Source organism: Dactylosporangium sp. CA-233914 (assembly GCF_050942935.1).
In the GTDB taxonomy this organism is placed as follows: domain Bacteria; phylum Actinomycetota; class Actinomycetes; order Mycobacteriales; family Micromonosporaceae; genus Dactylosporangium.
Genome location: NZ_CP192030.1, coordinates 10716458 through 10742571 on the forward strand (window position 1 = coordinate 10716458; position 26114 = coordinate 10742571).

A 26114-nucleotide genomic window follows, 5' to 3' on the forward strand; every position below is an offset into this window, starting at 1 on the left:
CAGCCTGGAGGGCTAGGCGGCGGGCCGCCGGCCGACAGTGGAGACGGTGAGGTTGCCGCGGATGTGGGTGGCCGGGTCCTGCAGGCCCGCGGTGAGGACCGCGATGTCGTCCTCGGTGAATCCGTTGGCGAGGAACTGCGGCTTGAGGTGTTGCAGGTTCGAGGTCACGAGCAGCGCCCCCGGGGTGCCGCCGTTCCACGAGCGGGCGGTGACGGTGGTGTTGACGTCGACCAGCCCGGCGCTGACCATCGCGGCGTGCACGTCGCTGGCCCAGTTCGGGTCGTGGCCGTTGCCGGCGAGGATGGTGCCGATGAGCACGTCCTGGTACCGGTCGTAGAGGGCGGGGATGCGCGGGTCGGTGGCGGTGAGCACGCCGCGGCGGTAGCCGGTCTCCCACTCGTCGATCACCAGCGCGCCGCCGGGGGCGAGGCGGTCGGCGACCTGGGGCAGCAGGGTGTGCCGGGTCGGCACGTGGGTGAAGCACAGCCGGGAGAAGATGAGGTCGAACGGGCCCTCGGGCAGCGGGTCGTGGGCGATGTCGCGCCGCTGCACGACGAGGTTGGGCTGGGGCTGGATGTGGCGGGGGTTGATGTCGGTGGCCAGCACCGTACCGGCGGGTCCGACGCGGCCGGCCAGCCAGCCCGCGATGGTGCCGGCGCCGGCGCCGATCTCCCAGCAGCGGGCGCCGTCCAGGTCCAGCCAGGCCAGACCGGCGATCCTGTCCTGGCTGCCCGGGTCCAGGATCGCCGGCAGATAGGCGTGCTGGTCAGCAGCGTGCGGGTTGTCGTTGTCGAAGGCGTAGGTCGTACCGGGCGTTGTGGTGCTCATGCGTGTGGTCTCCCGAATGCTGCGCAGTGAGGGGGTGAACGTGCGTCCGCCAGGTGCGGGTGATGCCGTCGGCGTCACCCGACTGGTGTGCCGGGCGGTCAGTCGTTGAGCACGGTGAGGTCGGTCTCGGTCACGTTGGCCAGGACGTTCGCGCCGTCCTGGCGGACCGTGCGCAGGTACCACTGCTGCGCCGGCACATGCGATTTCGGCGCGAACTGCCAGACGCCGCGCGGGGAGTCGATCTGCCCGAGCTTGCCGATCGCCGCGTTCACCGCGCCCGGGGTCGGGTTGGCGCCAGCCGCGGCGATCGCCCGGTCGAGGACCGCGGCGGCGTCCCAGGAGATCATCGCGTTGTACGACGGTGCGTGGCCGAACTTCGCCTGGTAGGCGTCGACGAACGCGCGGTTCGCGGCGTTGTCCAGGTCCGCGGCGTACGGGGCCACGGTCTGCACCCCCAACGCGGCCGGGCCCTGCGCGGTCAGCGTCTGCCCCTCGGTCAGCGCCCCCGCCCCGTACAACGGGATGTCCGTCAACCCGAGCTCTTTGTACTGCTTGACGAACGCGATCGCGTTCGTGCCGGCGTAGAACGCATACACCGCCTTGGCGCCGGACTGGCGGACCTTCGACAAGAACGGCACGAAATTCGTCGTGGCCGGGTACGGCGTGTAGGTCGGCTTGTTGTCGGTGAGTTTCCCGCCCAGGGCGGTGAACGCCTTGGTGAACCCTTCGATCTGGTCCTTGCCGCCCTGGTAGTCCGGGCCGATCGCGAAGACCGGACCGTCCACCTTGGACCGCACGTACGGGGCGACCGCCTGGCCGAACTGTGTGCTGATCCACGACGTGTGCCACACCCACGACACGTCCGGCAGCGTTGTCGGCCGCCCGCACGAGCCGACCAGAGGAATGTGCGCCGCGCTCGTCTGCGCGGCGACCGACTGCAGCGCGGCGGCGTTGACCACCCCGGTCACGGCGAGAACCTGGTCCTTCTTGGCCAGCTTCTCCGCTGCCGGGCCGGCGGTTGCCGGGCCGTCGCCTTCGTCGGCGACGATCAGGTCGGCCGGGTGGCCGCCGAGCTTGCCGCCGTGGACGTCCAGGTACAGGCGGAACCCGTCGCGGAGCTCTTCGCCGATGGACTGCAGCGGCCCGGACAGCGCGGTCACCATCCCGATCTTCACCGGGCTGCTGTTCGAGCCGCTCTCGGCGTGCTGGGCACAGCCGGTGACCATCAGGGCGAGCGCGACGACGACCGCAGTGCTACGGCGGATGCCGCCGTGGCGGCCGGCTGGTTGATTCCTCATCGGAACACTGCCTCCAACGTGTCGATGTGATGTGTCGATGTAGGCGTCAGCGGGGGACGCGCTGACCGGAGAATGCAGACGCCGGCGGGACGGAAAGAGGACTGCCCAGCTGCTGGACGAGGGTGGTACAGGCGAAGCCGACCTTGCCGATGTCTGGCTCGGCACCGGTCACCACCGCGAGCGCGCCGGCCGCACGTCCGGGAATCCCGATGATCAGCGCTATCCCGCCGACCATGGTGACCATGGTGTGGATGACCGACTGACCCTCGAAGCTCTGGCACAATCCGCCGGTAAGGTTGATGATGCCCGCGACGCTCGCCGCGAGCCGCTCCGCGTCGTCCCTGCCCAACCCAGCCGAGCGGGCCACCAGCAGGCCGTCCGCGGACACCGCCACGGCATGCCGCACGTGCGGCTGATCCTGGACGAGCTTGTCGAGGATCCAGCCGAGCTGGTCCTGCCGGTTGGCATCTATGGCCATCTGCTCCTGGCTCGGCACATGCGGGGCGATCCCCGCCGGCACGTCCGGCGCCTGGTTCCAGGTGGGCATCACCGCGGTACTCCATTCGTGTGTGGTTGGGTGTGCGCGGCGCGCAGATCGGCGAGGGCGGCCGCGGAGCCGGCCAGGGTCGCGGCCACGGCACTCGCGTCCAGGTGCCCGGCATCGAGTTGCGGCTGGGCCGGCGGTGCTCCCGCCAGCCCTGCGTGCAGGGCGGCGCCCGGCCGGCGCCGCTGGGCCGGCGCGCCGCCCGCCGCCGTGCCCCCGGCCGGCAGCATCGCCCGTCCTGTCGCCGAGGCGGTGGGAACCTGCTGCGGCGGCCAGGTCTGCACCTCGCGCGACCCCGGCTGGTGCGTCACCGGCGCCAGTTGCCCGGCGGGGACCGTCACCTCAGCAATGAGGCCATTCGGCGTGCCGGGCCGCAGCAGCACCTGGATGCCGGTCCGCGCGGCCAGGGTTGCCACCACTGCCAGCCCGATCCGATGCTGGTTTGCCGGCAGGTGCGGGCGGGCGAGCAGCGCGTTGTACGTGGCCAGCTTCGCCGGGTCCATCCCTACGCCGTGATCGCGGATCTGCACCACGAGCCGGTCCCCCAGCAGCCACGCTTCCACCGTGACCGTCGCCTCCGGCGGCGAGCAGAGGGTTGCGTTGTCCATCAGCTCAGCCAGCAGGTGCGCCAGGTGATGCACCACCTCGGCACGGACCGCGACCTCCGGCAGCTGCCCGACGATCACGATCTGCTTGTAGTCGCGGATCCGGCCCTGCCCGGCCTGCAACACCTGACCAATCGGCGCCGGGTCTGTGGTGACCGGCGCGGGCGACACCCCGCACAGCGCCAGCAAACCGTCAGCGAACCGCAGTGCCAGGGTGACCTCGTGGTCGACCTGGAACCAGTTTTGGAGCCGGTCAGGGTCCACCTCATCGCGCTCGACCCGATCGGCGATCTTGGTCAGCCGCTCGCCCTGTTGCTGGATCCTCCGGGCCACCCCTGTCGTGCGGGCGATGCTTTCCGCCTGCAGTCGTGTCTGCTCACCGGCCAGCCGCACTGCCTCGTCGACAACCTGGCGGTACGCCTTCGCCACCGCGCCGACCTCGTCCTCGCCGTCGCAGACCACCAACGCCGTCGCCTGCGCGCGGAACCGCTCCACCACGTCGGCCAGGTCCCGCCGTTGCGGATCCTGCAACGCGCCGACGGCCTCCGGCAGCAGTCTGGACACCTGATACGAGCCGCGGCGCAGGGTGCGCAGCCGCCGCGACAGATGCCGCCCCACCGCCAGCGTCAACACCGCCGCCAGCACCACCACCGCCAGGACCACGCCGACGATCACCATCGACCGCACCCGCGACGCCCGCCGCAGGTCCTCCGTCGCGGCCAGCACCACCGTGTCGACTCGATCCTGCACTGACGCGATCAACGCGGTGCGTGCCTTCGTCGCATCCAGCCACGACCCCAGATCGACCCGCACCGGGGCTCCCGGTGTGGTCCCGGCGACCTGACCGGTGACCGACTCCGCAACCACGACATCAGGACCGGCGACCGTCGCGGCGTACCAGCCCGCCCACGCCGGATCGGCCGCGAACGCGCGGAACGCCTCGGTGTAGCCGGCACGCGCTGACACCAGATCCCGCTGCACCGCCGGGCTCAACGCCCCGAACGACACGGCCCGCAGCACCGCCACCTGCTCCAGCGACAACGACTCCGCCGCCTGCGACAGTGCCGCCGCCGCCCGGATCTGATTCGCCACCACCGGCGACACCGCAACCGCCGCCGCCGCCTGGCCCAGCTCCAGCAGACCGGCCACCACGATCCGGTACGAGAACGCCGCCGCCGACACCGACGGGCCCGGCACCGCCACCACCCGCCGACGCAGCCCCTCCAACCCCGCCAACTGGCGATCCACCCGGCTCACCGCATCACCGACCACACCCGAGGCATGCACCGCGGCGCGACGCTGCCGGTAGACGACCAACGCCTGATCCGTCGCCGCCATCGCCGCCGTAAACGCCTCACCTCGTGTCGCGGACTGCAACAGCAGCACTGCCGTGGCCCGCTCCTGCTGCAACGCCCGCACCACCGACGAGCCCTCCGCCGCCAGCGCCACCAGATCGCGGGCCTGGCCCACCCGCACCGTCTCCCTCGCTGACGACGCCCCAACCCACGCCCCCAGCCCCAGCACCGCTAGCAGCGGCAGCACCACCGCGATCGCGACCTTCGCCGAAATCCCGACATCCGCCAGCCGTCGCCGCCCCGTCCGGACCACCGCGTGCTGCGGACCCGACCCCGTCACCGCCGCACCCCGCACGTCGCCAGATCCGTCAGCGGCGTGCACCGTGCTGGCCACGCACCATGCGCGGCCCGCAGGGCTTGCACGCCAAGACGACTGCCCAGACACGGCAACGGACCGGCACAGCCGGCCGCACACCGCCCGCCGCCATCCAGCCGGTGCCGGGCCTGCAACGCCCGACCAGCTTCCAGCAGCAGCCGATCGCCCAGCACGGCCGTGGACGTGTCCACCAATACCCCCTCAACTCTCGTCACCGGCGCAACGCGACGGTCGGGCGTTCCCTACGCCCCCTGCACAGATCCGGTGAAGTCCACCCGTTGCTGGATGCTGTTTACAGCGACAACCGGCGGAAGACCTCGCCGCCGAAGACGTCGGCCAGATCGGCCCTACCTATCGGCGACGCCTATTCGGAGAGGTTCGAAGCGCATGGTTTCCTGAGCGCGCCGGAGCGGCTACGGTCGCATGAGCGTCGATCACATCGATCGCCTCTGGTAAAGGCACCTACATAGGTAGGCTCCAATTTCGTCCAGGATTTTGCGGTCAGGCCGCTCCGGCGTCAGTACATCGACGCCCGGATTGCGGTGAACCAACGATCACGGACGGTCGGCCGACCTGGGAAGGCTGATTTATGGGGCGCTTTGTGCGGAGACTTATGAGGAGGCCGGCCTTCGAGCAGTCCATTTGACGGATGCCGCGAGCGTAGGCCGTCCTCGTTCTGCAACACGGGTTTACTCTCAGCGCTACCAAGGGTGTGAGTGGGTGCTCGCCCCCGGCTAACGCGTATGCGCGCAAGGCGACATGGGTGGTCGACAGCAGAGTGATCAGTCCGTACGTGTGCCGACTACGGCTGGCCCTAGAGTTGCTGGCGCTAGGCGAGGAGCGTGGCTACTCAGCCGAAAACGTCGCCTCCGTGATTGGCGCGCCGCGCCAGCGGATCAGTCGCATCGAGAACTGCCACATACGCCCAAACGAGCAAGAGATGAGCCGCATCCTCGACGCGTTCGCCGTCACGGCCGCGCAACCGCGATGCAGGTCGTGGCCGACAGCCCGACCAGTCGATCTATCCCGACATTTTCGAGCCCAACCAAGCAGTGGAGGCACGAGACATGAACGAGCCCACCGGACGCACGGTCGCCGCCGCCATCATCGTCGAAGACGGCCGCGTGCTGATGGTTCGCCGCCGTGAAAGCGAGGGCCAGCTGTCGTGGCAGTTTCCCGCTGGGAAGGTCGAGCCCGGCGAGACCGATGAACAGGCGGCGGTACGGGAGGCGCAGGAGGAGACCGGCCTTACGGTCCGCGCGGCAAAGTCGCTCGGCAGCCGAATCCACCCCATCACCGGCCGCGCGATGGCATACGTTGCCTGCGACCCCGTCAGCGGTACTGCATACGTCGCCGACGAGGATGAGGTGGCATGGTGCGACCGCACCAGCCTGACTGAGTACGTTCCGTACGCAATCTTCGGACCGGTACAGGAGTACCTGGACACTGCGCTCCGCTGACGTTGCGTCCCAGGCGCGTTGAGCAGGCTGGCGACCGTCACGGACTGCAGCGCGTCGACGATCTCAAAGGTTATCGGCCGTCATCTCACGGCCCGCGCTGCGGTGAGGTCCGCGAAGGGTGTCCATCGGGTGCTCTGCTCGTGCCGCTGGATGGAGCGCAGTCGGGTGGCGAACTCGTGGGCGACGCCCGGCCCGGAGGCCAGCAACGGGACAGCTGCGACAACCATTTTTAGTTCGCGGGCTTCGCGCAGCAGCGGCCACGCGGGGTCAGTCGTGATGTCGTAACCGTAGGCGGCGGCCAGCTGCGCATGGTTGCCGGTGCGGCCGAAGCGGGCTTCGCCGACAGGGACCGCCACGAGGTCGACCTGCCAGGGGCCGAGGCAGGTGGCGTCGAAGTCGCACAGCACCACCTGGTCGTCGCTGTGGCGTAGGAGGTTGCCGGCGTGGGCGTCGCCATGGACGAGGCCGGGGGGCTGCTGTTGTCTGAGTTCGTCGAGCTGGGGTTCCAGCCGGTCGCACCAGTCCGTCAGGAAGCGACGGTCGGATTCGGCGAGGGCTTCGGCATCTGCGAGGCGGGTTCGGGCATCGTCGACCGGATTCCAGGTCGGCAGCAGCAGCGGTGGCGTCCCGAGCCGGTGGAAGGCGCCCAGGACGTGGCCAAGGTCCGTCACGCCGGGGGTTGGCGGACGGGGTGGAACGTAGGTCCAGACGGTGGCCAGCAGGTGGTCGACCTCGAGCGGCTGCTCGATGCCTGGAGTCAACCGGATGGTCGGTGCGTCGATCTCAGCGAACCACCCGCCGAGTGCGGCAACTTTCGCGGCACGTGCCCGTAGGCCGTGGGAGCGGCTGACTCGGATGACGATGCCAGCCTCGGGTATGGCGAACACCGCGTTGTTGGTCAGGCGCAGCAGCACGAGGTCGCCGCTGGCGCCGAGCTGGGCGGCGATCTCGGTTGCCGTGCGGCGCATGGCCTCTTCAGTGAAGCGCCCGGACTGCTCGCCGGCGTCGGCACGGTTGCTGGTCATGCGGCTGCCAATTCGAGATGGGCGACGGTGTGCCGGAAGTCCGCCAGGCCGCTGTGGCGGGTGTTGGCCGGGATGTCGCGGGTCAGGTTGCGGATGCGGTCCTGGATACGTGCCGACGTCAGGCCGCGGCCATGTTGAATGACGCTCGTGCCAACCGTGATGGCGTGGTCGGGTTCGCCCGCCAGAACGAGCGAGCTGCACAGGCCGACCTCGTTGAGCACAGTGCTGCGGACGTTCTGGCGGCCAAATGCGTTGATGGCGGACTGGGTCCATGTGACGGCTGCCTCGGCGTGGTTGGGGGCCCGGCGCGCGAGGTCACGATAGGCCCGGCCGTACTGGGCAAGCAGTTCACCGCGATCGTAGAAACGCATCCAGTCCGGTTCCCGATCCGGTTCGATGCGCTCAAATGCAGCCGCCGCCTGTTGGAGGGTGGTCGTTGCGGTCGGATCGTCGCCAAGTGCGGCCAGGGAGGCGGCCTCGGCGCCTAGCAGCATGGCCAGGAGAGCTGGGGTGGTGTGCTCGGCGAGTTGCGTGCGGGCGAGTCGAAGGATGTCTAGAGCGTCCTGATTGTGGTGCAGGTGCTGGAACTGCCGAGCCTGGCAGTAGCGAATCCGGGCGGCCAGCCGCTGGTCGCCTGCGGCGAGAGCGGCGCGTTCGGCGGCTAGCCAGTGCCGTCCGGCGTCGCTATGCCGTCCGGCGTCGAAGGCGGTCCAACCGGCCAGCTGGCGGGCAGCGGCAACCGCCGCGGCTAGCGGCGCGGCCGAGCGGCCTGCGTCGGCGTGCGTGAGCAGTGCTGAAGTCGCCTCAGCGAACCGGCCGACCTCGTCACACAGCAGCCCTCCGCCGCACTCGTAGTCGATCGACCGGTACAGCACGGTGACGGCTTCGATGCGAGCGACGTCGCCAGCGCCGATGCGGCGGCGGGCGGCGCTCGGCGTTATAGCCAGCAGCCCCGATCCAGCCGCGACCGCTGCGATGGACTTCAGCAGTGCGCGCCGGTGTGGGTCGGGGGCAGTGGGAAGGTGCGGCATAACCTGTTCGTGATCAATCTGTGCTGCCTGTGGCGGTTCGATGTTCTGGTAGTTGCGGTTGATATAGAAGCCGAGTTCGGCGTCCGTCCGAGCCTGCAGGAGGTGGCGGAGCGCTGCGCGGCGGCCGGCGCTAGGCCAGCGGTGCTTGCCGCGCTCGAGCTTGCCGATGTAGTTGGCGTCCAGGGCCGCCTCGCTCGGATGGCGATCGACGAGCCACGCAATGGCAGCGTCGGCGAGCTCCTGCCGAGACAGGGGACGACCGGAGCCAGACGGCGACAGTATGCGGCGTCGCGCCGTGCGCAGCAGTTCGTTCGGTGGTGGCTCGGTTCGAGCCGTCACAGCCATCTCCTCTCTTCACCTTGCGCTCCAGCATGAGGTTCGGCGCCGGTTCGGCGCCAGCCGGCAGCCGCGCGGGTCGTCTGGCCGGCTGGCAGTTAGTCGCTGCCGTCGAACTCGCCGTCGCGGACGCCGCCGGTGAATGCGGCCCATTCGCCAGGACTGAAGATCAGGACGGCGTCATCGGGGTGCTTGGAATGGCGGATGCCGACGGTTCCGTCGGCGGCGAACGCGACCTCGACGCAGTTGTCGCCACCGCCGCTGCGGCGGGACTTGCGCCAGTTGCTGAACACGGTCGTGTCGGTCATGCAGGTCATCCTGTCTGAAGCAGTTCCTCGGCCACCGTGGCGAGGAAGTCGAGGCTGTCGGCCGGGGTCAGCGCAACATCCCGCAAGTGCTGGTAGAGGCGCTGGTAGTGACTGATCTGAACCGGCTGCGTCAGCACCAGGTCGGAGGTGATGGTGTCGACCGCGACCACAACGGGATCGTTCGGGTCCGGGTAGCGGTAGACCGAGAACGCGGAGCGAGGTACCAGCTGCTCGGTGATGCGTGCCGTGAACGGCAGCACGCGGATGGTGATATGCGGATGCTCGTGGCCCACGAACGCGAGGTGGTCGAGCTGTTCGCGAACCACGTCAGCGCCGGCAGCGAAGCGTCGGATTGCCAGCTCATCGATGAGAACCTCGTACTCGGGTGCGTCATCACGGTGCAGCACCGCCTGCCGGGCGGCACGCGCCTCAACCGCCCGCTCGGGATCGAACCCCTCCGGGTACATCGGCCGGTCGGCGCGAGCGCGCGTCGCGGTGAACGCGGGGATCTGCAGCAGACCGGGCAGCAGCGTGAGCTGGTACTCGAAGATGGCGCTGGCGCCGGCTTCCAGGTCGGCGTACAGCGCCTGTCGTGGCCCGATCGTCTCCGCGATCTTCTCCCACCAGCCCCGGTGGCGCGCATCGGCCGCGACCGCGAGGATCGCGGTCCGCCGCCCTTCGGCTACCTCGAGCGCGTTCAGGATGCGGGTCAACTCGTCGTCATCGGGGCGCACATGGCAGTTCTCGATGCCGCTGATGCGCTGGCGGGGGATGCCCACCACGCGGGCAAGGTGCTCGGCCGACATACCCCGCTCGTCGCGCAGACGGTGCAAGTCCCGCGCCAGTCGCAGCCGACGCACATACGGCCTGATCACGCCAAAGCCCGCCTCTCCGCTGCACCGACGCGACGGTCCCAACGACCAGCGATGCGTCGGCCGTCACTGCCCGGAAGCGTAACGCCGCATCCCGTACCGCAGAACGTCAAGAGCTGCCGAGCGGCAGCCAAATACCTGGTCAGCGGCTGATCTCCGCGTAACTCTCCCCCTAACTCTCCCCAAAACTGCGCCTTCCCGCCCTGCCGGACCGTCCGTGATCGTGGACTCACCGCAAGCGACGTGTCGATGCCCGGCGTCGGGAACCGACAAGACGGACTGCGGCGTGGAACGGGGCGGAGGAGTTGACGTTGGCCAGACGAATGACGGAGACCGAGGTGTCTGCTGGTCCCGTTACGCTATTCGCGGCATCGCGACCGTTGAGCCTCTCACGTCGTCCCGGGCCTGGCTGTCTCCCGGCGGACGCGGGACGCGCGGTGCCCTCGACGGCGCTGCTGTTGCCGATCTCCCGCACCGATCCGAGCTCCGTGAGGTTGATGGAGGCGCATCAGCCACTGCGGCCGGACTGGTGCTGCGCCACGTGCGGGACGCCGTGGCCGTGTGCCATCCGGCAGACCGACCTCACCGCCGCCGTGCACGCCGGAAACGGCCGTGGGGTGGGGCTCACCCTGACCGGCAATCTCGCCCGTGCCTGGCTGGATCAGCCCGACGCCTGCCCCGGCTGCCTGATCTGGCAGTTCTTCAGCTGGATCGACGACGACCTGTACGCGCTGATCGTCGCACAACCAGCCGCACCCGGAGCGGCACCCTGCGACGGTTCGGCGACGCACGACGGCATGGCCGAACCGGCCCCGGGACCAAGACCGCAGACAGCGCCCTACCTGCAGTCCCTCAAGCTGACCGCTCACCTGCCGAACTGCCCGGCCGCGCCACAGGCACCGGACCGGATCGCCCCGCATGGCGGCGTGGACGCCCGTCAGGGTGGCGACAGCGCATGACGACCGTCGATCCTACCGCCTTGCACCGGCCGGCACCCGCCCCCGCACGCTCCTGGACCGGCCTACCCACCGCTGCCGCAACACGGCGTCGTCCAGGCGACCGGGCGCAGCACACACCCGGCACGCCCGCAGGAGTCGCCGCATGATGAGCGCACCGCTCGACACCACCGTGGCGCACGCCGCCCGCCGTTACGACTACCTGCTCGGCGGCAAAGACAATTTCGCCGCCGACCGGGAGTCCGGCGATCAGCTTGTTACGGCGTTTCCTGCGATACGAACCGCCGCTGTCGAGAACCGCCGATGCCTCAACCGGGTGGTCCGGTACCTCGCCAGCGAAGCCGGGATACGGCAGTTCCTCGACATCGGCACCGGCCTGCCGACCGCACCCAACGTCCACGAGATCGCCCAAGCGGTCGACCCGGACGTCAGGGTCGTCTATGTCGACAACGACCCCGTCGTCATGGCCCACGCCCGCGCCCTGCTCACCCCGAAGCCTCCCGGTGTCACCGCCACCGTCGAAGCCGACCTGCGTGACCCTGCCGCGATTCTGCACAGCGCGGCGCTGCGTCGCACGTTCGACCTCACCCGGCCCGTTGCGGTGCTGCTCTTCGCTGTCCTGCACTTCATCGACGATCATGACAACCCGTTCCGGGTGGTGGCCGACCTGCTTGCCGCGCTCCCGCCCGGCAGTTACCTTGCCCTGTCCCACGTCACGTTCGACCCGCTCCCGGACGACGTCCGCGTGCGGCTGACCAAACTCGCCGACCCGGCTGCCGGCCACGGCACTTTCCGTGCCCGCACCCGCCAGGAAATCACCCGCTTCGCCGACGGACTGCAGCTGATCGAACCCGGCGTCGTATCGGTCGTCGACTGGCACCCGATCGACGACCAGGCAACCCGACCAACACCGGCGGAGACCGCCTTCGACGCCTTCGTGGCCAGGCTGCCGTGAGCCCATCTCCCGCGTCGCCAGGAAGGACGAACCACACCGTGGTCACCATCGCGCTGTCCAACGTCGAAGCCGATGACCTCGACGCAGGCTGCCGCAACGACGGGCGACGTATGCAAGGCGCCGTCGCCAATCTGGAGCGCCCTCCGACGCTGATCCTGCTCAACACTCCCGGCCCGACGGCGGGACGCTGGCCCGGAATCAGGGATTCCACGACCGACACAGGTTCGCGGCGACGCTGGATCGCAGGACGAGCACCGGTCGGCGGTCATCGATGACGAGGTCGGCAACCACAATCCCGGGTGCTCCGCACGCCCCGGCCGGACACTCGGCTGGTCGACGGCCCGGCGTGGTCCGCGACGCATCGGTGCGGCGGTTGTTGCCGCCGTTGCGGGACTACCAGCAGGCCGGGGTGGCTGCCTCCGTGGCGGCGTTGCGGGACGGAGGTCGGGGTCAGTACCTGTCGGCATGCGGGACGGGCAAGACACTGGTCGCGGTGGCGGTGGCGGCCGAGCTGGTTTCGTCGGGGCTGGTGGTGGTGGCGTGTCCGTCGCTGGGGCTTATCGCGCAGACCCTTGCGGTGTGGGCTCGTCACGGTGTGGCCGATGCGCTGCTCGCGGTGTGCTGCGACGAGACGGTCCGCGACGCCGCGCTGCGCGACGCCGCGGAGCTGGCGTGTCCGGTCACCACCGACGCTCCAGCGATTGCCGAGTTTCTACGTCGCCCGGGCTCCGGTCGGCGGCTGATCCTGACCACGCACGTGTCGGCCCATCTGGTCGGGGCCGCACTGGCCGCCACCGGGACGGTCTGTGACCTGCTGGTAGTGGACGAGGCGCACGAGAGCGCGGGCCGGGCCGGTGGCAGCCTCGCCGCGATCCACGATGATGCCCGGTTCCCGGCGCTGCGGCGGCTGTACATGACGGCGACACCGCGGGTGCTGCAGGCCGACCGTCGCGGCCGGATCGACGACGGACGGCTGCTGTCCATGGACGACGAGGCCGTGTTCGGGCCGGTCCTGTCCCGTTACAGCACCGCGGCGGCGATCCGCGACGGCTGGCTGGATGACTATCGCCTCGTCGCGGTCGGCGTCACCAACCGTGAGGTGCTGCAGGCGTTACGCACGACGAGCCGGGGTGTCCTGGGCAGGGACGGGCTGGCGTCATCGGCCACGGTGGTGCTGCAGCTGGCGCTGATCCGGGCCGCGGCCGAGTTCGGGCTGCGGCGGGTGCTGGTCTTCGCGACCAGTCTGGCGGCTAGCCGCGAGTTCGCCCGGACCCTGCCCGCCGCGGTGGCGGCGGTCGCTGCGGCCGGTGGGGTGCTACCGCCGGGCCTGCTCACGACCGGCCATGTCGATGGCCAGCAGACCATCGCGCAGCGGGCCATTCACCTCGAGCACCTAGCGAACCCGCCGCGGGGCGGGTGGACGGTGGTGTCGAGTGTGCGGTGCCTGCACACCGGCGTGGACGTGCCCGCCGTCGACGGGATCGCGTTCGCGGGCCGGCGCCGCGCCTCGAACGAGGCGATCCAGGCCGTCGGCCGAGGACTGCGCCGCAGTCCCGCCGGCTCCGGCACGGCCACCGTCCTGCTGCCGATCCTGGTGCCCGACATCGCCGGCGAGGCCGGCGACCCGGCTGGCGGCCTCGGGGAATGGGAGACGCTGTACCAGGTGCTGCGGGCGCTACGCGCCCACGACGAGATGCTCGGCGGCGAACTGGACCGCTGCCGCCAGCAGGCACGGAGCGGCCCCGCCGCACTGCCGGCCCGGGTGCTGCTGCGTCTTCCCGACGGGCATGCCACTGCCAGCCTGGTCGACCACATCACGCTGCGCGTGCTGGACGGGACGACCTCGGACTGGCTGGACGGCTACACCGCCCTGCAAGCCTTCCACGCCAGCCACGGCCACGTCCATGTCCCGACCGGCCACCGCGAGCTCGGCGTGCGGCTGGACTTCTGGATCGGCCGCCAGCGAGCCGCCGCGAAGTCCGGCCAGCTCACCGCCGACCGGGCCGCCATGCTCACCACCCTTGGCCTGGACCTCGCACCACAGGGCCACGACGCACAATGGCGACGTGGCCTGGCCGCCGCGACCGCATTCCACGCCGAGCACGGCCACCTGCGGGTGCCGGCCGGGCACCACCACGATGGCCTCGATCTGCACACCTGGCTCCAAGGCCGCCGGGCCGAACACCAGGGCGGCCGGCTCGCCCCAGACCGGGCCGCCGCGCTCACCGCCCTCGGGATGATCTGGCGGTTCAGAGCCGTATGGGCCGAAGGCCTCGCCGCGGTCCAAGCGTTCCACCGCGAGCACGGCCACCTGGACATCCCGTGCCGCACCAGGGTCAACGGCGTCGACGTCGGAACGTGGCTGGCCCGACGGCGTCAGGACGCTCGCGCCGGCCGGCTCACCCCCGACGAACGGGCCCAGTTCGACGCCATGGGCATGATCTGGGAGCCTCGCGATCAGCGTTGGTGGGACAACCTCGATGTCCTGCGCCGCTTCCACGCCGCCCACGGCCACCTCCACGTCCGTCGCCGCGTCAGCTACTACGGCGTGATGCTCAGCTTGTTCATCGCTCGGATGCGCAGAGATCGCGAAGCGGGACGGCTCACCGAGCAGCAGATCGCCGCAGCCGACGAGCTCGGCATGTCCTGGCAGACCGTCAGCCGCCGACACCATGCCGGCCAGGCCCGCCACACCGCAGCCGATCCCGACACAGCAGCACCGCGCCGCCCGGCTCCAGCGACGGCGCAGACACCAGCCGCCGACCACCCCGCCCGCGAACCGCGGACGATCGAGCCAATGCCACGACAGGTCCCCGGTGAGCGAGAGGATAAGCATGGCGCATAAAGATTTTCCGACGGTAGAGCGCACTCTGCTGCGGGTCGCAGCTCGCCATGTTCAAGACGGTGGACTCCGAACCGGCGGCTACGATTTCACCGGCCTGCATCGCGCCTTCGGACCCGTCGCCGCGGACCTGGTCCTGCTGCGCCGTACCGGCTCGGCAGTGAAGATCTGGCCTGTGACCGGGGAATCCAAGAAGGTTTCAGGTTCACGGCGACTCCGGATCGCAGACTGGGCACGGGTGGCACGTCTTCGTGAGCGAGGCGGTTATGCCAGCTGCCGTGGGGCGGTGGCGGTATGAGCGCGCCGTTGATCCGTGCCGTGAGCTGGAACTTGCTGTCGTATGGCAAGTCGGCGGTATCAACGCGGCGTGGGCAGCATGAATTGCTGCGTTTCCTGCGGCCCGATGTGGTGTGCTTGCAGGAGATCTATACCGTAGGCGCGGACGTGGCGGAGCTCGGCCAGCTGGTCAGTTCGATCGCCGAGGCTCTGGGGATGGCCGCCTTCGCGGTTCCTGCAAGGCATTCCGATTGCCACCTCGCGATCTTGTGGCGGCCGGAGTACGACGTGTTGTCGAAGCGCGCGTATGACCTGCTGATGTGGCACGGCCTGGGCATTGTCCGGCTCGACGTCGGCGCGGACGTGCCGCTGACGGTGGCAGTTACCCACCTCGGGCCGTGGAATCCCGGCAAGCAGCTCGACGACGCGTTCACCCTGACCGGGCAGCTACCGCTGTCCGACGCCGTCCTGCTGGGTACCGACTGGAACTCCTTCGGCGCCGACCCCGGGTATGACGTTGAGCCGGACTGGTCGGCGCTGCCTCCCGAGTGGACCGCCCGGCATGTCCGATGGAACGACGACCCGTCCGCGCCCTGGGTAGCCGACCGGCGGCCGGCACAGCTGATGCAGCGCAGCGGCTTCCACGACGCCGCTCCGACACTGCGGGTGCCGTGGAAAGCCACCGGCGGCCACCACGGCGGCTGGGGACGGCGCGAAGACATCTTCTGGACCACCCGGCCGGCGGCGCTACGCGGCTACCAGGTGATCGACACACCAGCGGCCCGGCAGCTGTCGGACCACCTGCCGATCGTGGTCGATCTGGACCCGCAGGCCCTTGACGCAACAGACGCCGGTCACCGCGGACGGTCAGGGCCGACCGGATGATCACGTCCAGCTACCGCGTCCACTGTGCGGCGGATGGAGCACTGCGCTCCTCGGACCACCTCCGCGGTGTCGAACATGGGTAATGCAGCAATGTCGCGGCGACGGTGGATCAACGACATGCCTTCTGTCCTTGCCAGCGGCGGTGCGACCGATGCCGTGAGGGCCGACGAGTCCGGGCTGCTGGCCAGCGTCGTCGTCGCGGTACACGGAAATGCCCGGGACCTGCCTGGGCTGCTCGCTGCGCTCAGCCGCCAAGACATGGGAACCGACCTCTATGAGCTGGTCGTGGTCGACAACCATCCGTCGGCCGTGGTGGAACCGACCTTGTTCGCCGCAGTCGAATTCGACTGGCAACTGGTGCATGAGCCCATAGCGGGTGTGAGCCGTGCGCGCAATGCCGGGATCAGGCGTACGCGGGGCGCATGCGTGCTAATCACCGACCCGGATTCCCGGCCCGGCGGCAGTTGGGTGAGGGAGCTATCTACCGCGCTCATCGACCAGGCTGCTGCTGTCGCGGGTGGCCCGGCGACACCTCGGCTCCCGATGGAAGTGGCGCTGCGCCCGCAGCTTCGCCAATGGTTCGTGCCTCCCGTCTGGCCAGAACACACGCAGGAGCTCACACCCCCGTACTGGATCGTCGGATGCAACATGGGCTTCCGGCGCACCAGCCCGCCGCCGATGTTCGACGAGAACCTCGGGGCCGTCGGCCGCCGCCACCGTAGCTGCGAAGACCTCGAATTGGTCATCCGGGCGCAGATGGCCGGCCAACGGGTGCTCCTCGTTCCCGCCGCGGCCGTGCACCGGACCGTCACAGCCGATGACCTTCGGCTGCGAGCGCTGCTCAGCCGGGCCTTCTGGCACGGCGTGTCGGTCGCGCAGCTGCGCAGGCACGTCCCGGCCTGCTACATCGTCGACAGCTACCGGCTATGGGATGTGATCACCGAGAGCGATCACCTGACCCGGCTGACCCACCTGGCTCGCCTCGCCGGATATCACGGTGCCCGTCTCGCCGCGAAGCTGCGCACGCATAAACGAGGCGTCGAGCGACCCAGGCCGTCGCGCAACCCCCAAGATGAGCCCGGGAAGGAAGCTGATCAGCATGTCTGACCCTGTCGCTGTCGGTCTCAACCTCGGACACGACGGCGGATGCGCCGTCATACGCGGCGATGCCATCGTGGCGATCGCCGAGGAACGGCTCAACCGGAAGCGCTACAGCGACGGCTGGCACGCTTCGCTGGCCTACTGCCTCGACAGCGCCGATCTTGACCTTGCCGACGTGGACATCTTCGTGTTCAGCTGTGTGGGCCCAAGGCTGCCAGCAGGGTACACCGGAGGGCTTGACCGCTATGGCGTCAAGCCGACAAGGATCGTCAGCGTCGATCACCATCTCTCCCATGCCTACAGCGCGTTCTGCCTGTCGGGCTTTGATGATGCCCTGGTGGTGATCGCCGACGGCTCGGGAAACGATCATCAGACGGAGAGCTACTTCGTCGCCAACTCTGCAGCGCTGACCCGTATCGGCGGCAACCGTGCAGACCGCCCTCGGGCCGGCGGCATTGGCGCCGTCTACGAGGCCGTCACCAACTGGCTGGGCTTCGACGGACAGGAGTCAGGCAAGACGATGGCCCTGGCATCCTTCGGTGACGCCTCGGCTATCGGCGCGCCCTTGTTCGCCGTGCACGGACTCCAGGTCGAAGGCCGCCTCACCCGCACCCACGACCGGGGCCTGATGGACTTCGCCAGGGCCAGCGGCCTGGACCTCGGCGACCCCGGCGACTGGCATGGCCACCGGGCCCGAGACCTGGCCGCGTGGGTGCAACACGAGACCGAAGAGGCACTGGTCGAGCTGGTCAGCATGCTCATGAGCACATACCAGCAGCGGCGGGTCTGCTTCGCCGGTGGCGTAGCGATGAATTGCGTGGCCAACGAGGCGATCCGCCAGCGGACAGGCGCGCACCTGTTCGTTCCGCCGGCGGCTTCCGACCGAGGACAGGCTCTGGGCAACGCACTGTTCGGGATGCACCAGCTCACCGGGCGTGCGCCGAAGATGCCGCTTGGGGGCCGCGATTCCTTCGGCCGCAGGTACACCAGCGAGGAGATCCATCTCGCGCTGCGCCGCCATCCGCGCGCTGGACGGGTACACCGGTACCCGATGCCCGGTTTCACCTATCGATGGGAATCCGATCCCTCGACCGTGGCAGCGGACATGATCAGCGAAGGAAAGATCATCGGCTGGTTCGAGGGTGGCAGCGAACTTGGCGCCAGAGCACTCGGCTCCCGCAGCATCCTCGCCGATCCACGCCGCGCCGACATCCGCGATCAGCTCAACAGTCGCATCAAACACCGCGAATGGTTCCGGCCCTTCGCGCCCGCCGTCACCGTCGCGGACGCGGACGCGTGGTTCGAGCTGGAGGGCGAAAGCCCGTACATGCTCTTCGCACCGAACGTGCGAGACAGCGCGCGCAACCAGCTGGAGGCGGTTACCCACGTTGACGGCAGCGCCCGGGTGCAGACCGTCGACCCGGACGTGCATCCAGCCTTCCACCGGCTCATCAGCAGGTTCGGTGAGATCACCGGGGTGCCCGTGGTGCTCAACACGTCCTTCAATGACACCGAACCGATCGTCGAGAGTCCGGCCGACGCGCTGGCCACGTTCTGTCACACCGATCTCGATGCGCTCGTGATCGGCAACTACGTCGTGGAGAAGATCGGCAACTACGTCGTGGAGAAGACCGGTGCATAACGGCAACCCGGAACGCCTACGAGCCGTGGTCCTGTTCGACACCGCCGGGTTCCTGCACTCGCTGCCACTCACGGGTGCTGCCGCCCGCACCCTGGAGCTGAACAGGCACCTGCTTGACCACGGGGTGGACGTCACGCTGTTGCTGTGTGATCTGAACCCCCGATCCCGGCCCGCCAAGGACTGGCCTTTCCCGGTGCGCTACCTGGACTTCGACGTCATGTACGGCAATGGTGACCAGCTCACGACGATCGTCAGCGAGCTCGCCCCGCACGTTCTGGTGATGTCGAACACCGAACTGACCGTCCGGTACGGCAGAGCCCTCACGGACGCGACTGGCGGCGCCCTGATCTACGAAATGCACGACAACGAAGCCGAGCTGGCACGAAGCATCGGCGGTGGCGACCTCGAGGTCCGCCGGGCGAGCACGCTGCAGACCGCAGCGGCGACCCTCGCGGACGCGGTGGTCACCTTCACCGGGCGCGACGAGGCTGCGGCTCGCGGATTCGGCGCCACCGCCGTGTTCGTCGTGCCGTGTGGGGTGAACCGTGATCGGAGAAGGGCCGTCTCGCGCGCCGGGCCGCCGGCGGCGGCCGTGGCGTTTGTCGGCAACCTCTTCTACGAACCGAATGTCCGGGCCGTAGAGTTTCTGCACGACCGGCTACGCGAGAGGCTGGCGACGGTCGGCGGCTGGATCGACGTGTACGGCCGATATCCACGCGCGCTGCGCCGTCTCGGTCGACCCGGCATTCGGCTGCATGGCCCGGTGGTCGACCTCCAGGCGGCCCTTCGCACCGCCGCCGTGGGCGTCGCGCCGTTGGACTCCGGCGGCGGGATGAAGTTGAAGGTGCTGGCGTACATGGCGGCCGGCCTGCCCGTGGTCGGCACTAGAGAAGCCTTCGCGGGCATCCCCGACCCGCAGACCTTCGCGCTGGTCTCCGCAGCCGACGCGATGGCCGACTTCCCGGACCTCGTCACGCAGCTGCTCCACGACAAGGCCATGCGAAAGCGGCTCGGCGATGCCGGCCGTCGGCTCGTCCTCAATCGGTTCTCATGGCCCGCACTGGCAGCCCATGCCGCGCACGTTTACCGCAAGACCGCCCAGGACAGATCACGACCGAACAGCACGCCACACGTGTCGGTCGACGCCCGTCACCTCGCCGACCGCCAGCCATACTGGCTGCTCGAATGGCTCTCCCGGGAGGAACCCCGCATGCACGACCGCACCGGCGCAGTGGCCCAGCACCCCGTCCTCGCCCGACTGGCAAACGAGATCGAATGCGCCCGTCAGGCGGCCGAATCCGCCCTCGGCGTCGCCTTCGACGGCGAGGCGATCCCCGGTTACGGCGGCCGTTCCATCGTGTTCTTCAGCTCCGAAACCGTCCTCAAGATCTACACGCACCGCCCTGCGGAACGAGCCCGCCGGGAACTGGCCGGACTGGCGCTCGGCGGCCAGCGGCCGGGCTTGGTCACGCCATCCGTGCTCGGCCACAACGACGTGCCCGGCGCCTTGTCCTGGGTGGCGATGAGCAAACTGCCAGGCACGCCGCCGTCCGATCCCCTCGACCGCGACGAGACCAGCCTGCTCGGAGCGATGGCAGCCCGCCTGCACACCGCAGGCGCGGAGGAGCTTTCCGAGCTCCCCACCTTTCTGCGCAACATCCGCCCGCTACCAGCAGACACCCCCGCGCTGAGCACCCGCCTCGCCACCGTGCTTGACGAGACGAAACACCAGCAACTCGCGCAATGCCGTCAGGGATTCGTACACGGCGACTTCTCGGCACGCAACACGCTCATCGCTCCCGGGCACGACCCGGGGGTGATCGACTTCGAAGGCTGCGGCGTAGGGTGCGTCTACGAGGACATCACCAACCTCTACGTGCAGAACTGCCTCATCGACGGTCGCGACATCAACGTTATCGTGGCCGGGTACCAGTCCGAACAAGCACGGCTTCGCTCCGAAGCTGCCGAAATCGACGCAGGGCACCTGCTCTTCCACACCGCCCTGTACTTCCGCTGGGTCCTGCAATGGGCCCCGGAGATCGACGCCCCCCTGACCAGCCAGATCCTTGCCCTCGTCGCGCCCGTACTGGACGCGCTCGAACACGACCCGCAACATCTCCCATGATCGCCCTCGACGGCATGCCCGGCGCCGGAAAAACCACGCTGCTGCGCCGACTACATGACGCAGCGCCCGGCCAAGTCAAGATCTTCCCCGAAGCGCAACCAACAGATCACAGCGACGACCTGCAGGTCGCCAGAGAGCTGCTCAACGAGGCCGCCGACCGCATCACGACCGCCGGACAGCTCATCACCGCACAGCCCGGCCTGGTCGTCGCTTCCGACCGCTGCCACATCGGCGTACTGGCCTACCGGTACGCGCTCGCACAGACGGGCCGCAGCCCACAACGCACGTTCGACGACGCCCTGACCCTGTGCCACACAATGGGCCTGCTTATACCCCGCACCAATGTCTGCGCGTTAGTCATCCTCATCGATCCGGAACGCTCTATCGCCCGCCGAGCCCGGTACGCCACCGACCCTCGGTACGCACTCTGGTTCGATCGGTCTTTCCTTGCCGCCTATCACGAGTTCCTGACCCGCCTGGATGCCTGGCTCACGCCTCATCCCGAACTGATCTCGATCGAGGCTGACGATGACCTGGGCTGGCCTCAGCTTGCCGCACTGCTCCCACAGCCCCTTGCCGGCAAGCTGACAGCCGTTCTCGCACCGGAAGCATGGGAGGACCGATGACGCACGGGCAGGCACTCACGACCCGACGGCTTCTCCGCCAGCTCGCCACACCGCCAACACCAGTCGGCTTACGCGTCCACGAGGACATCGCTGAGCTGATCGACGAAATGCGGACCCTCTTGCTCGCGGACGAAGACCGCGATGCGCTGAGCATTTCCGCCAGCACGCTGCATCAGTGGCGCACAAGGCTCGATCAGGCTCTGCATGAATTCGAGGCAGCCGACCCGGACGCATGGGCGCGCGCCCGGCAGCCAGGAACGTGGCTCGACAGTCACCTTCGGCTGCGGTCCCTCCTCGCGCACGAGGTCGCCAAAGCCTACTGGGACAACAAGACACACATCGAATACGCGTCCATTGACATTGAACGCTACTTGTGGGGTGCCCGATGAACCTGCGACCCGGCATTGACGACGTCACACCGAAACATGTGGCCACCGCCGAGGCGATCGTCGGCGCACTCGGCGGGCCGGCCAACATCACCTCCCTCGAGCATTGCGTCACCCGCCTGCGCATTGCACTGGCCGATCTGCGGCTGCTCGACGACACGAGACTTCGAAGCCACCCTGCCGTGCTCGGCGTACTACGGCGGGAGACTCTCCAGATCGTGGTCGGACCCGCAGCGGTCACCCCGTTCGCCACCGCCATGGCGCAACTGATTGCCGCCGCCGCAGCCAACGACACTCCATGATCACCCGGGCCCTTGCCGTGCTGGCCCCGCTGGCAGGCGCTGTCCTGCCCCTGTCCGATGTACCAGATCCCGTATTCGCGCAGGAACTCGTCGGGCCAGGCCGGGCGATCCTACCCAGCCTGCAGGAACACACAGTGTCCGCGCCGATAAGCGGCGTGCTGCGGATACTCACGCCTCACGCGTTCGTCATGGTGGGGCTGGACGACCGGGCGATCCTGGTTCACCTGGGAGTCAACGCCAACGGACGGCAGGCCGCGTCACAGACCCTCGCGCAGGTCGGCCAGCACGTCTCCGCCACCGAGCCGATCCTCAGATGGCTGCCGTCGCGAACCGACCCGACCCTGCACAACGCATGCCCTGTCGTGGCTCTTGAGGCCATACCGAAAGCGCTGCTCGGTACAGTTCAAGGCGACATTAGCGCGGGCAGCCACCTCTTTTCCTGGCGAACCGGTGGCTCCTGAACAACCGAGAGCAGCATCATCGCTGCGAGCGGGCCGCGGCAGTCGTCGCCCTTTACATCGGCTGGCTCCGCTGGTGAGAGCGGGGCCCAAATGTGCACGACGTTGGGACCCAGGCAGGTCGCCGCTCCACAATCACTGTCGGTGAGTTTGGGACCCACCGATCATTGAGCCACTGCGAAGGTGACAAATCAGATCATGTCGGTCACTGGTATCGCAGCGATACGCGATGACCAGCCACGGACCGCTACACAAGGTGACCGCCCTTGCCGAGGCCAAGTGTTGCCGTTCTGCCGAGATGAGTGAGCTCAGGTAGCAGATCAACTCGAAGACAAAGTCAAACCTAGATTATCTGGTCTACCTTCATCCCGCAGGCATCGTTGGTACGAAGCTAGGCGCTGCCAATAACGTGTACCAATGCTTTGACCTGGCGGAGGTCGTATGAGGCGTCGCGAGCTGCGGCCACAAGGCACTTAATGGTTGATATACCATTGATTATTCGAACCTGCCTGGCGACCAAGTTGAGACAACCTTCCGTGGCGATCCCCTCGCATTTTCGGATCTCATTAGATAGGATTGAGATGCCGTTAAAGTACGTCAGGAGATGCTCGGGGTCAATTCTCCGTATATCTGCAATCATGCTTTGCGCCTCGGAACTCGTCCAGAATTCGTGTTGCGCACCTGTGAAAAGATTTTCGTGGTAGGCACCGTGCCATTCGACAAGCTGGCCACAGTCGACGATCCCAATATAAGTCTGACAGTCGCCAAGGAGTAGCGTCTGATGCGTTATAAACCGCAGGCGGAGTGCAATATCTGACTGCTCCTGGCTGGTCGCCGCACTGATCCGCGGCGACCGCTTCGACGCCTCTTGTCGTAGCTTCTCTGCCTCGCGTGCTACACGCCAGAGCCTTTGGAACTCATCGACTTCGAACCCGAGTGCTACCACGGTGACCTCGACGTGGCCCCAGCGCGGTACCCGGTCGCAGCGAAGTACGCCCGCGACTGTTGTATGACTGATCGCCCCATGCGTTCGTCTCGCGATGTCACGGAGGCTCGGCTCGCCGCCGTGCAGGAGTGCCCGCTGCAAAGCGTCACGCAACGCTTGAAGAGCGGCGTCCTCACCAGGACCTCGTAGGTTGTTAGCGTGGTTTGCCATGGTGCGCATCAGGATCCCACGCCGGTCCAAGCTAGGTCCGGAGAGGGCGCACTTCTGTAAGCGCCTGTAAAAGACTGTATTGGATCGGCAAAATTTGGAGCGGTTCGTCAAGGGTGAGCTCAGGGCACTGAAAAATAGAGACACGCAGTCGAAAGGAGGCGCAGAAATGCGCAAATCACGATCTGGTGCCGCGCCTATCCCCTTGCGATGGATGGTGATTTTGACCGCAGCCTCGCACGCCATATTTGTAGTGGGAACCCTCACATTTGCGGAAACAAAAAGCTGGCCATCAGCCCTGCTGGCCGGGCTCGTTGCAGCTGGCTCCATGATCGGCGCCCTGCACCTGACCGTAGAGTCATAAATGTCACGAATGCCGAAGCGCCACGCTCGTCCCCCTCCGCTCGCTGGGCCCACCGGGCTGGAGGTGGCGAAGGTATGCAATCGAGCGCACTGGGATGTTCGGAGCGCGCTGCCAGCAAAGAGGTGTCAGTTCGCCGAGTGCCCCACAAACTGCATATCGGCTATGCCAACTCGGCAGCGGCGTCGTCGAGGTAGTGCGCGACGCGTGACCAGATGTTCCGCTGATGTTCGGTACCGATCGCATCTGCAGCTGCCGTTGCATAGAGGTCGGCGAGACGTTTGACCAGTCCGATGGTCGCTCGGCGGAGTTCGATACTGTCTGGTCCGGCCGTAGGCGCGGGGTGTATCACAGACGCGGTGTGGGCATGGTCGACTTCCAGCACCCTGACCGCATGCTTGACGGCGTCAGCGTAGAACGCCCAGTCTTGCGCGGCTGGTCCCTCAGCGGTAGCGGTTGCTGCGTGCGCGGCGAGCGAGAGCGCCCGCAGTACAGAACTGTCGTCGGGATTGACTGTCGCGGGCAGGGTTTCGGTGATGCCGAGCAGCAGGTCGCGCAGGGTGACCGGTGTGGTTGACATGGTTGTGCCCTTTCGCAGAGGTTGACGTGTCCGCCCAGGGGCGCAAAGCTTGTTCGCCGTGCAGGGCGCATGGCTGTCGAGTTAGTCCCACCAGTCCGTTGGCGCTGGTGAAACGTCGGGGAGGGCGGGCGGCTCGTGTTTTCCGGCCCTGGTGCCTTCGGGCTGGCGACAGTTGCGGAACGGGCCGTCGACGGCGAGCAGGATTTGCAGGTGGTGGTCGAAGTCGAGCCACCAGCCGGCTTTGGCTTCGGGTTGCCAGCGGGCGGCTTCCCAGCTGGTCCACAGGAGGGTGAGTCGGGCGATGGCTTCGGCGTGGTCCCACCACTCGGCGCACCAGCGCAGTCGGGGGTTGCCAGGGATGCGGTGCAGGAACATCGGGGTGAAGTAGCCGATCACCCAGGCTTCGAGGCTGGGGTACAGCGGCGGGTGCTGCTCCTGCTCGGTCGCGCTCGTGGGCGCCGGTGTGGTCATCGGGCCAGTCCGGCCGTGCGGCCCGCGGTGTTCGCGGGGACAGCGGTTGCGGGCGTGCGGCGGGCGACATCACGTGGCATGGCGCCGGGATGGTTCAGCCCGCTGGGGTACCACTCGCCGGCCAGTTGCGCGGCGTTGCGCTTCGTGGCGGCGGTATCGCGGCTGGCGGCGCCGATGTGGTTTGCATTGTCCGGCATGCCGTCGACGGCGTGTTCGTCGACGCCCTTCGTGGCCGGATTGTCAGGTGTTGCTGCGTCGGCGAGACCGTGCGCGATTTCCTGGCCCGCACGCTCGGCGAGCGCAGCACGGAGTGCCTCGACGGCGGCGTCGCCGCCTGGCCCGAGCCGGTGCAGTTCGGCAAGGTAATCGGTCGGGTCGATCCCGGTGGTGAGGCGGATCTGTTCGTCGGCGACCGCTGTATCGAAAGCGGCCGGACCGACGAGAGGCTCATCGCTGGTGCCGAGGGCGCCGGCTCGGGTTCCCGGACCGTATGGCCGCATCATCGGGGTATGGGCCATCTGCTCTGCGGCGGTACGCATCGCGTCGGCGCGCGGGGTGCCGTTGCGTACGGCCTCGTCGTACAGGTGCATCGGCCGCGGGTACATGTCCCGGAGCCGGTCTTCGACCGTTTCCGCGGCGGCGCGTGCTTCGGGGAACTGCTCTTCGCGGAGCCGAGCGGTCCGCCACACGGTGGCGAGGTCGTAGAGGTCTGCGGTGGCGACCCAGTTCGGGTCGAGCGTCTGGTTGATGAGGCGCCGGTCGTGCGTCGCGCGTTGCCGGGCGGCGTACTCGGCGAGCCGGTCGCTGTGCTCGCGGAGCTTCCCAGCCTGTTCCTGCTGACGCTGCTGCGCTTGCGCCTGCGCTTCCTCCCGTCCTTGCTTGCGGCGGCGCTGTTCGGCGGCGAGTCGGGCCAGGGCCTCGCCGAGGGTCCCGAGGACCGCCAGAGCTTGGCCGGCGCGTTGGGTGATCTCCGCAGCGATGTCTGGGTGCTGCTCCTGTCCGAGGTCCATCAGCCTT

General features: G+C 68.4%; 25 protein-coding genes. 14 read left to right on the plus strand and 11 right to left on the minus strand.

Annotated features, from left to right (window positions below; genetic code table 11):
* Positions 1-12 precede the first annotated feature (12 nt).
* From ACQPY0_RS47620 to ACQPY0_RS47635, 4 genes are all read right to left on the minus strand, one after another.
* Positions 13-828, minus strand: a complete 816-nt coding sequence (locus ACQPY0_RS47620; protein ID WP_432976676.1) for a class I SAM-dependent methyltransferase — start codon at positions 826-828, stop codon at positions 13-15.
* A gap of 98 nt (positions 829-926) precedes the next feature.
* Complete coding sequence (locus ACQPY0_RS47625) at positions 927-2126, minus strand: ABC transporter substrate-binding protein (RefSeq protein ID WP_432976679.1); 1200 nt, start codon at positions 2124-2126, stop codon at positions 927-929.
* A gap of 46 nt (positions 2127-2172) precedes the next feature.
* On the minus strand, positions 2173-2673 hold the full coding sequence (locus ACQPY0_RS47630; RefSeq protein ID WP_432995685.1) for a roadblock/LC7 domain-containing protein: 501 nt from the start codon (positions 2671-2673) through the stop codon (positions 2173-2175).
* Entirely contained in the window at positions 2673-4910 is a 2238-nt protein-coding gene (locus ACQPY0_RS47635) for a nitrate- and nitrite sensing domain-containing protein (RefSeq protein WP_432976682.1), read from the minus strand. Before ACQPY0_RS47635 ends, ACQPY0_RS47630 begins: the two co-directional genes overlap by 1 nt.
* A 907-nt stretch (positions 4911-5817) precedes the next feature.
* Here ACQPY0_RS47635 and ACQPY0_RS47640 point away from each other — a divergent pair.
* Positions 5818-6093, plus strand: coding sequence for a hypothetical protein (locus ACQPY0_RS47640; RefSeq protein WP_432995687.1), 276 nt, complete (start codon positions 5818-5820; stop codon positions 6091-6093).
* Complete coding sequence (locus tag ACQPY0_RS47645) at positions 6014-6406, plus strand: NUDIX hydrolase (RefSeq protein ID WP_432976685.1); 393 nt, start codon at positions 6014-6016, stop codon at positions 6404-6406. The genes ACQPY0_RS47640 and ACQPY0_RS47645 overlap by 80 nt, the downstream gene beginning before the upstream one ends.
* Positions 6407-6486: 80 nt before the next feature.
* On the opposite strand, the gene ACQPY0_RS47650 is transcribed toward ACQPY0_RS47645, so the two are convergent.
* The 4 genes from ACQPY0_RS47650 to ACQPY0_RS47665 all read right to left on the minus strand — a co-directional run bounded on the left by ACQPY0_RS47650 (position 6487) and on the right by ACQPY0_RS47665 (position 9981).
* The gene (locus tag ACQPY0_RS47650; protein ID WP_432976688.1) at positions 6487-7431 is read right to left on the minus strand and encodes a phosphotransferase; all 945 of its coding nucleotides are present in this window, start codon (positions 7429-7431) and stop codon (positions 6487-6489) included.
* Positions 7428-8714, minus strand: a complete 1287-nt coding sequence (locus tag ACQPY0_RS47655) for a hypothetical protein (RefSeq protein WP_432995689.1) — start codon at positions 8712-8714, stop codon at positions 7428-7430. The genes ACQPY0_RS47650 and ACQPY0_RS47655 overlap by 4 nt, the downstream gene beginning before the upstream one ends.
* Before the next feature lie 182 nt (positions 8715-8896).
* Positions 8897-9106 carry a DUF397 domain-containing protein gene (locus ACQPY0_RS47660; protein WP_432976691.1) on the minus strand — a complete coding sequence of 70 codons (210 nt, stop codon included), beginning with the start codon at positions 9104-9106 and terminating at the stop codon, positions 8897-8899.
* Positions 9107-9111: 5 nt separating this feature from the next.
* Complete coding sequence (locus ACQPY0_RS47665) at positions 9112-9981, minus strand: helix-turn-helix domain-containing protein (RefSeq protein ID WP_432976694.1); 870 nt, start codon at positions 9979-9981, stop codon at positions 9112-9114.
* 614 nt (positions 9982-10595) lie between these two features.
* Between ACQPY0_RS47665 and ACQPY0_RS47670 the strand changes: the two genes are divergently transcribed.
* The 12 genes from ACQPY0_RS47670 to ACQPY0_RS47725 all read left to right on the plus strand — a co-directional run bounded on the left by ACQPY0_RS47670 (position 10596) and on the right by ACQPY0_RS47725 (position 22535).
* Positions 10596-10937 (plus strand): hypothetical protein, encoded by a 342-nt coding sequence (locus tag ACQPY0_RS47670; protein ID WP_432976697.1) that lies wholly within the window; start codon positions 10596-10598, stop codon positions 10935-10937.
* Between the two features lie 142 nt (positions 10938-11079).
* Positions 11080-11889 carry an SAM-dependent methyltransferase gene (locus tag ACQPY0_RS47675; RefSeq protein WP_432976700.1) on the plus strand — a complete coding sequence of 270 codons (810 nt, stop codon included), beginning with the start codon at positions 11080-11082 and terminating at the stop codon, positions 11887-11889.
* 38 nt (positions 11890-11927) lie between these two features.
* Positions 11928-12164: a hypothetical protein gene (locus tag ACQPY0_RS47680; protein ID WP_432976703.1), complete on the plus strand. Its 237-nt coding sequence runs from the start codon at positions 11928-11930 to the stop codon at positions 12162-12164.
* Between the two features lie 89 nt (positions 12165-12253).
* The gene (locus ACQPY0_RS47685; RefSeq protein WP_432976706.1) at positions 12254-14734 is read left to right on the plus strand and encodes a Helicase associated domain protein; all 2481 of its coding nucleotides are present in this window, start codon (positions 12254-12256) and stop codon (positions 14732-14734) included.
* Between the two features lie 291 nt (positions 14735-15025).
* Positions 15026-15892 carry an endonuclease/exonuclease/phosphatase family protein gene (locus tag ACQPY0_RS47690; protein ID WP_432976709.1) on the plus strand — a complete coding sequence of 289 codons (867 nt, stop codon included), beginning with the start codon at positions 15026-15028 and terminating at the stop codon, positions 15890-15892.
* A gap of 117 nt (positions 15893-16009) precedes the next feature.
* Complete coding sequence (locus ACQPY0_RS47695) at positions 16010-16999, plus strand: glycosyltransferase (protein ID WP_432976712.1); 990 nt, start codon at positions 16010-16012, stop codon at positions 16997-16999.
* A complete protein-coding gene (locus ACQPY0_RS47700) occupies positions 16992-18635 on the plus strand; it encodes a carbamoyltransferase family protein (RefSeq protein ID WP_432976715.1) in 1644 nt (547 codons plus the stop codon). Before ACQPY0_RS47695 ends, ACQPY0_RS47700 begins: the two co-directional genes overlap by 8 nt.
* Entirely contained in the window at positions 18628-20760 is a 2133-nt protein-coding gene (locus ACQPY0_RS47705; RefSeq protein ID WP_432976718.1) for a glycosyltransferase, read from the plus strand. The genes ACQPY0_RS47700 and ACQPY0_RS47705 overlap by 8 nt, the downstream gene beginning before the upstream one ends.
* A complete protein-coding gene (locus tag ACQPY0_RS47710) occupies positions 20757-21386 on the plus strand; it encodes an AAA family ATPase (protein WP_432976721.1) in 630 nt (209 codons plus the stop codon). The genes ACQPY0_RS47705 and ACQPY0_RS47710 overlap by 4 nt, the downstream gene beginning before the upstream one ends.
* The gene (locus ACQPY0_RS47715) at positions 21383-21775 is read left to right on the plus strand and encodes a hypothetical protein (RefSeq protein WP_432976724.1); all 393 of its coding nucleotides are present in this window, start codon (positions 21383-21385) and stop codon (positions 21773-21775) included. The genes ACQPY0_RS47710 and ACQPY0_RS47715 overlap by 4 nt, the downstream gene beginning before the upstream one ends.
* Positions 21772-22074: a PTS glucose/sucrose transporter subunit IIB gene (locus tag ACQPY0_RS47720; RefSeq protein ID WP_432976727.1), complete on the plus strand. Its 303-nt coding sequence runs from the start codon at positions 21772-21774 to the stop codon at positions 22072-22074. The genes ACQPY0_RS47715 and ACQPY0_RS47720 overlap by 4 nt, the downstream gene beginning before the upstream one ends.
* Positions 22071-22535 carry a PTS sugar transporter subunit IIA gene (locus tag ACQPY0_RS47725; protein ID WP_432976730.1) on the plus strand — a complete coding sequence of 155 codons (465 nt, stop codon included), beginning with the start codon at positions 22071-22073 and terminating at the stop codon, positions 22533-22535. Before ACQPY0_RS47720 ends, ACQPY0_RS47725 begins: the two co-directional genes overlap by 4 nt.
* A gap of 1674 nt (positions 22536-24209) precedes the next feature.
* Here ACQPY0_RS47725 and ACQPY0_RS47730 read toward each other — a convergent pair.
* The 3 genes from ACQPY0_RS47730 to ACQPY0_RS47740 form a co-directional block, all read right to left on the minus strand.
* Positions 24210-24626 (minus strand): hypothetical protein, encoded by a 417-nt coding sequence (locus ACQPY0_RS47730; protein ID WP_432976733.1) that lies wholly within the window; start codon positions 24624-24626, stop codon positions 24210-24212.
* 81 nt (positions 24627-24707) lie between these two features.
* Positions 24708-25097, minus strand: coding sequence for a DUF4913 domain-containing protein (locus ACQPY0_RS47735; RefSeq protein WP_432976736.1), 390 nt, complete (start codon positions 25095-25097; stop codon positions 24708-24710).
* Complete coding sequence (locus tag ACQPY0_RS47740) at positions 25094-26107, minus strand: hypothetical protein (protein WP_432976739.1); 1014 nt, start codon at positions 26105-26107, stop codon at positions 25094-25096. Before ACQPY0_RS47740 ends, ACQPY0_RS47735 begins: the two co-directional genes overlap by 4 nt.
* Positions 26108-26114 lie beyond the last annotated feature (7 nt).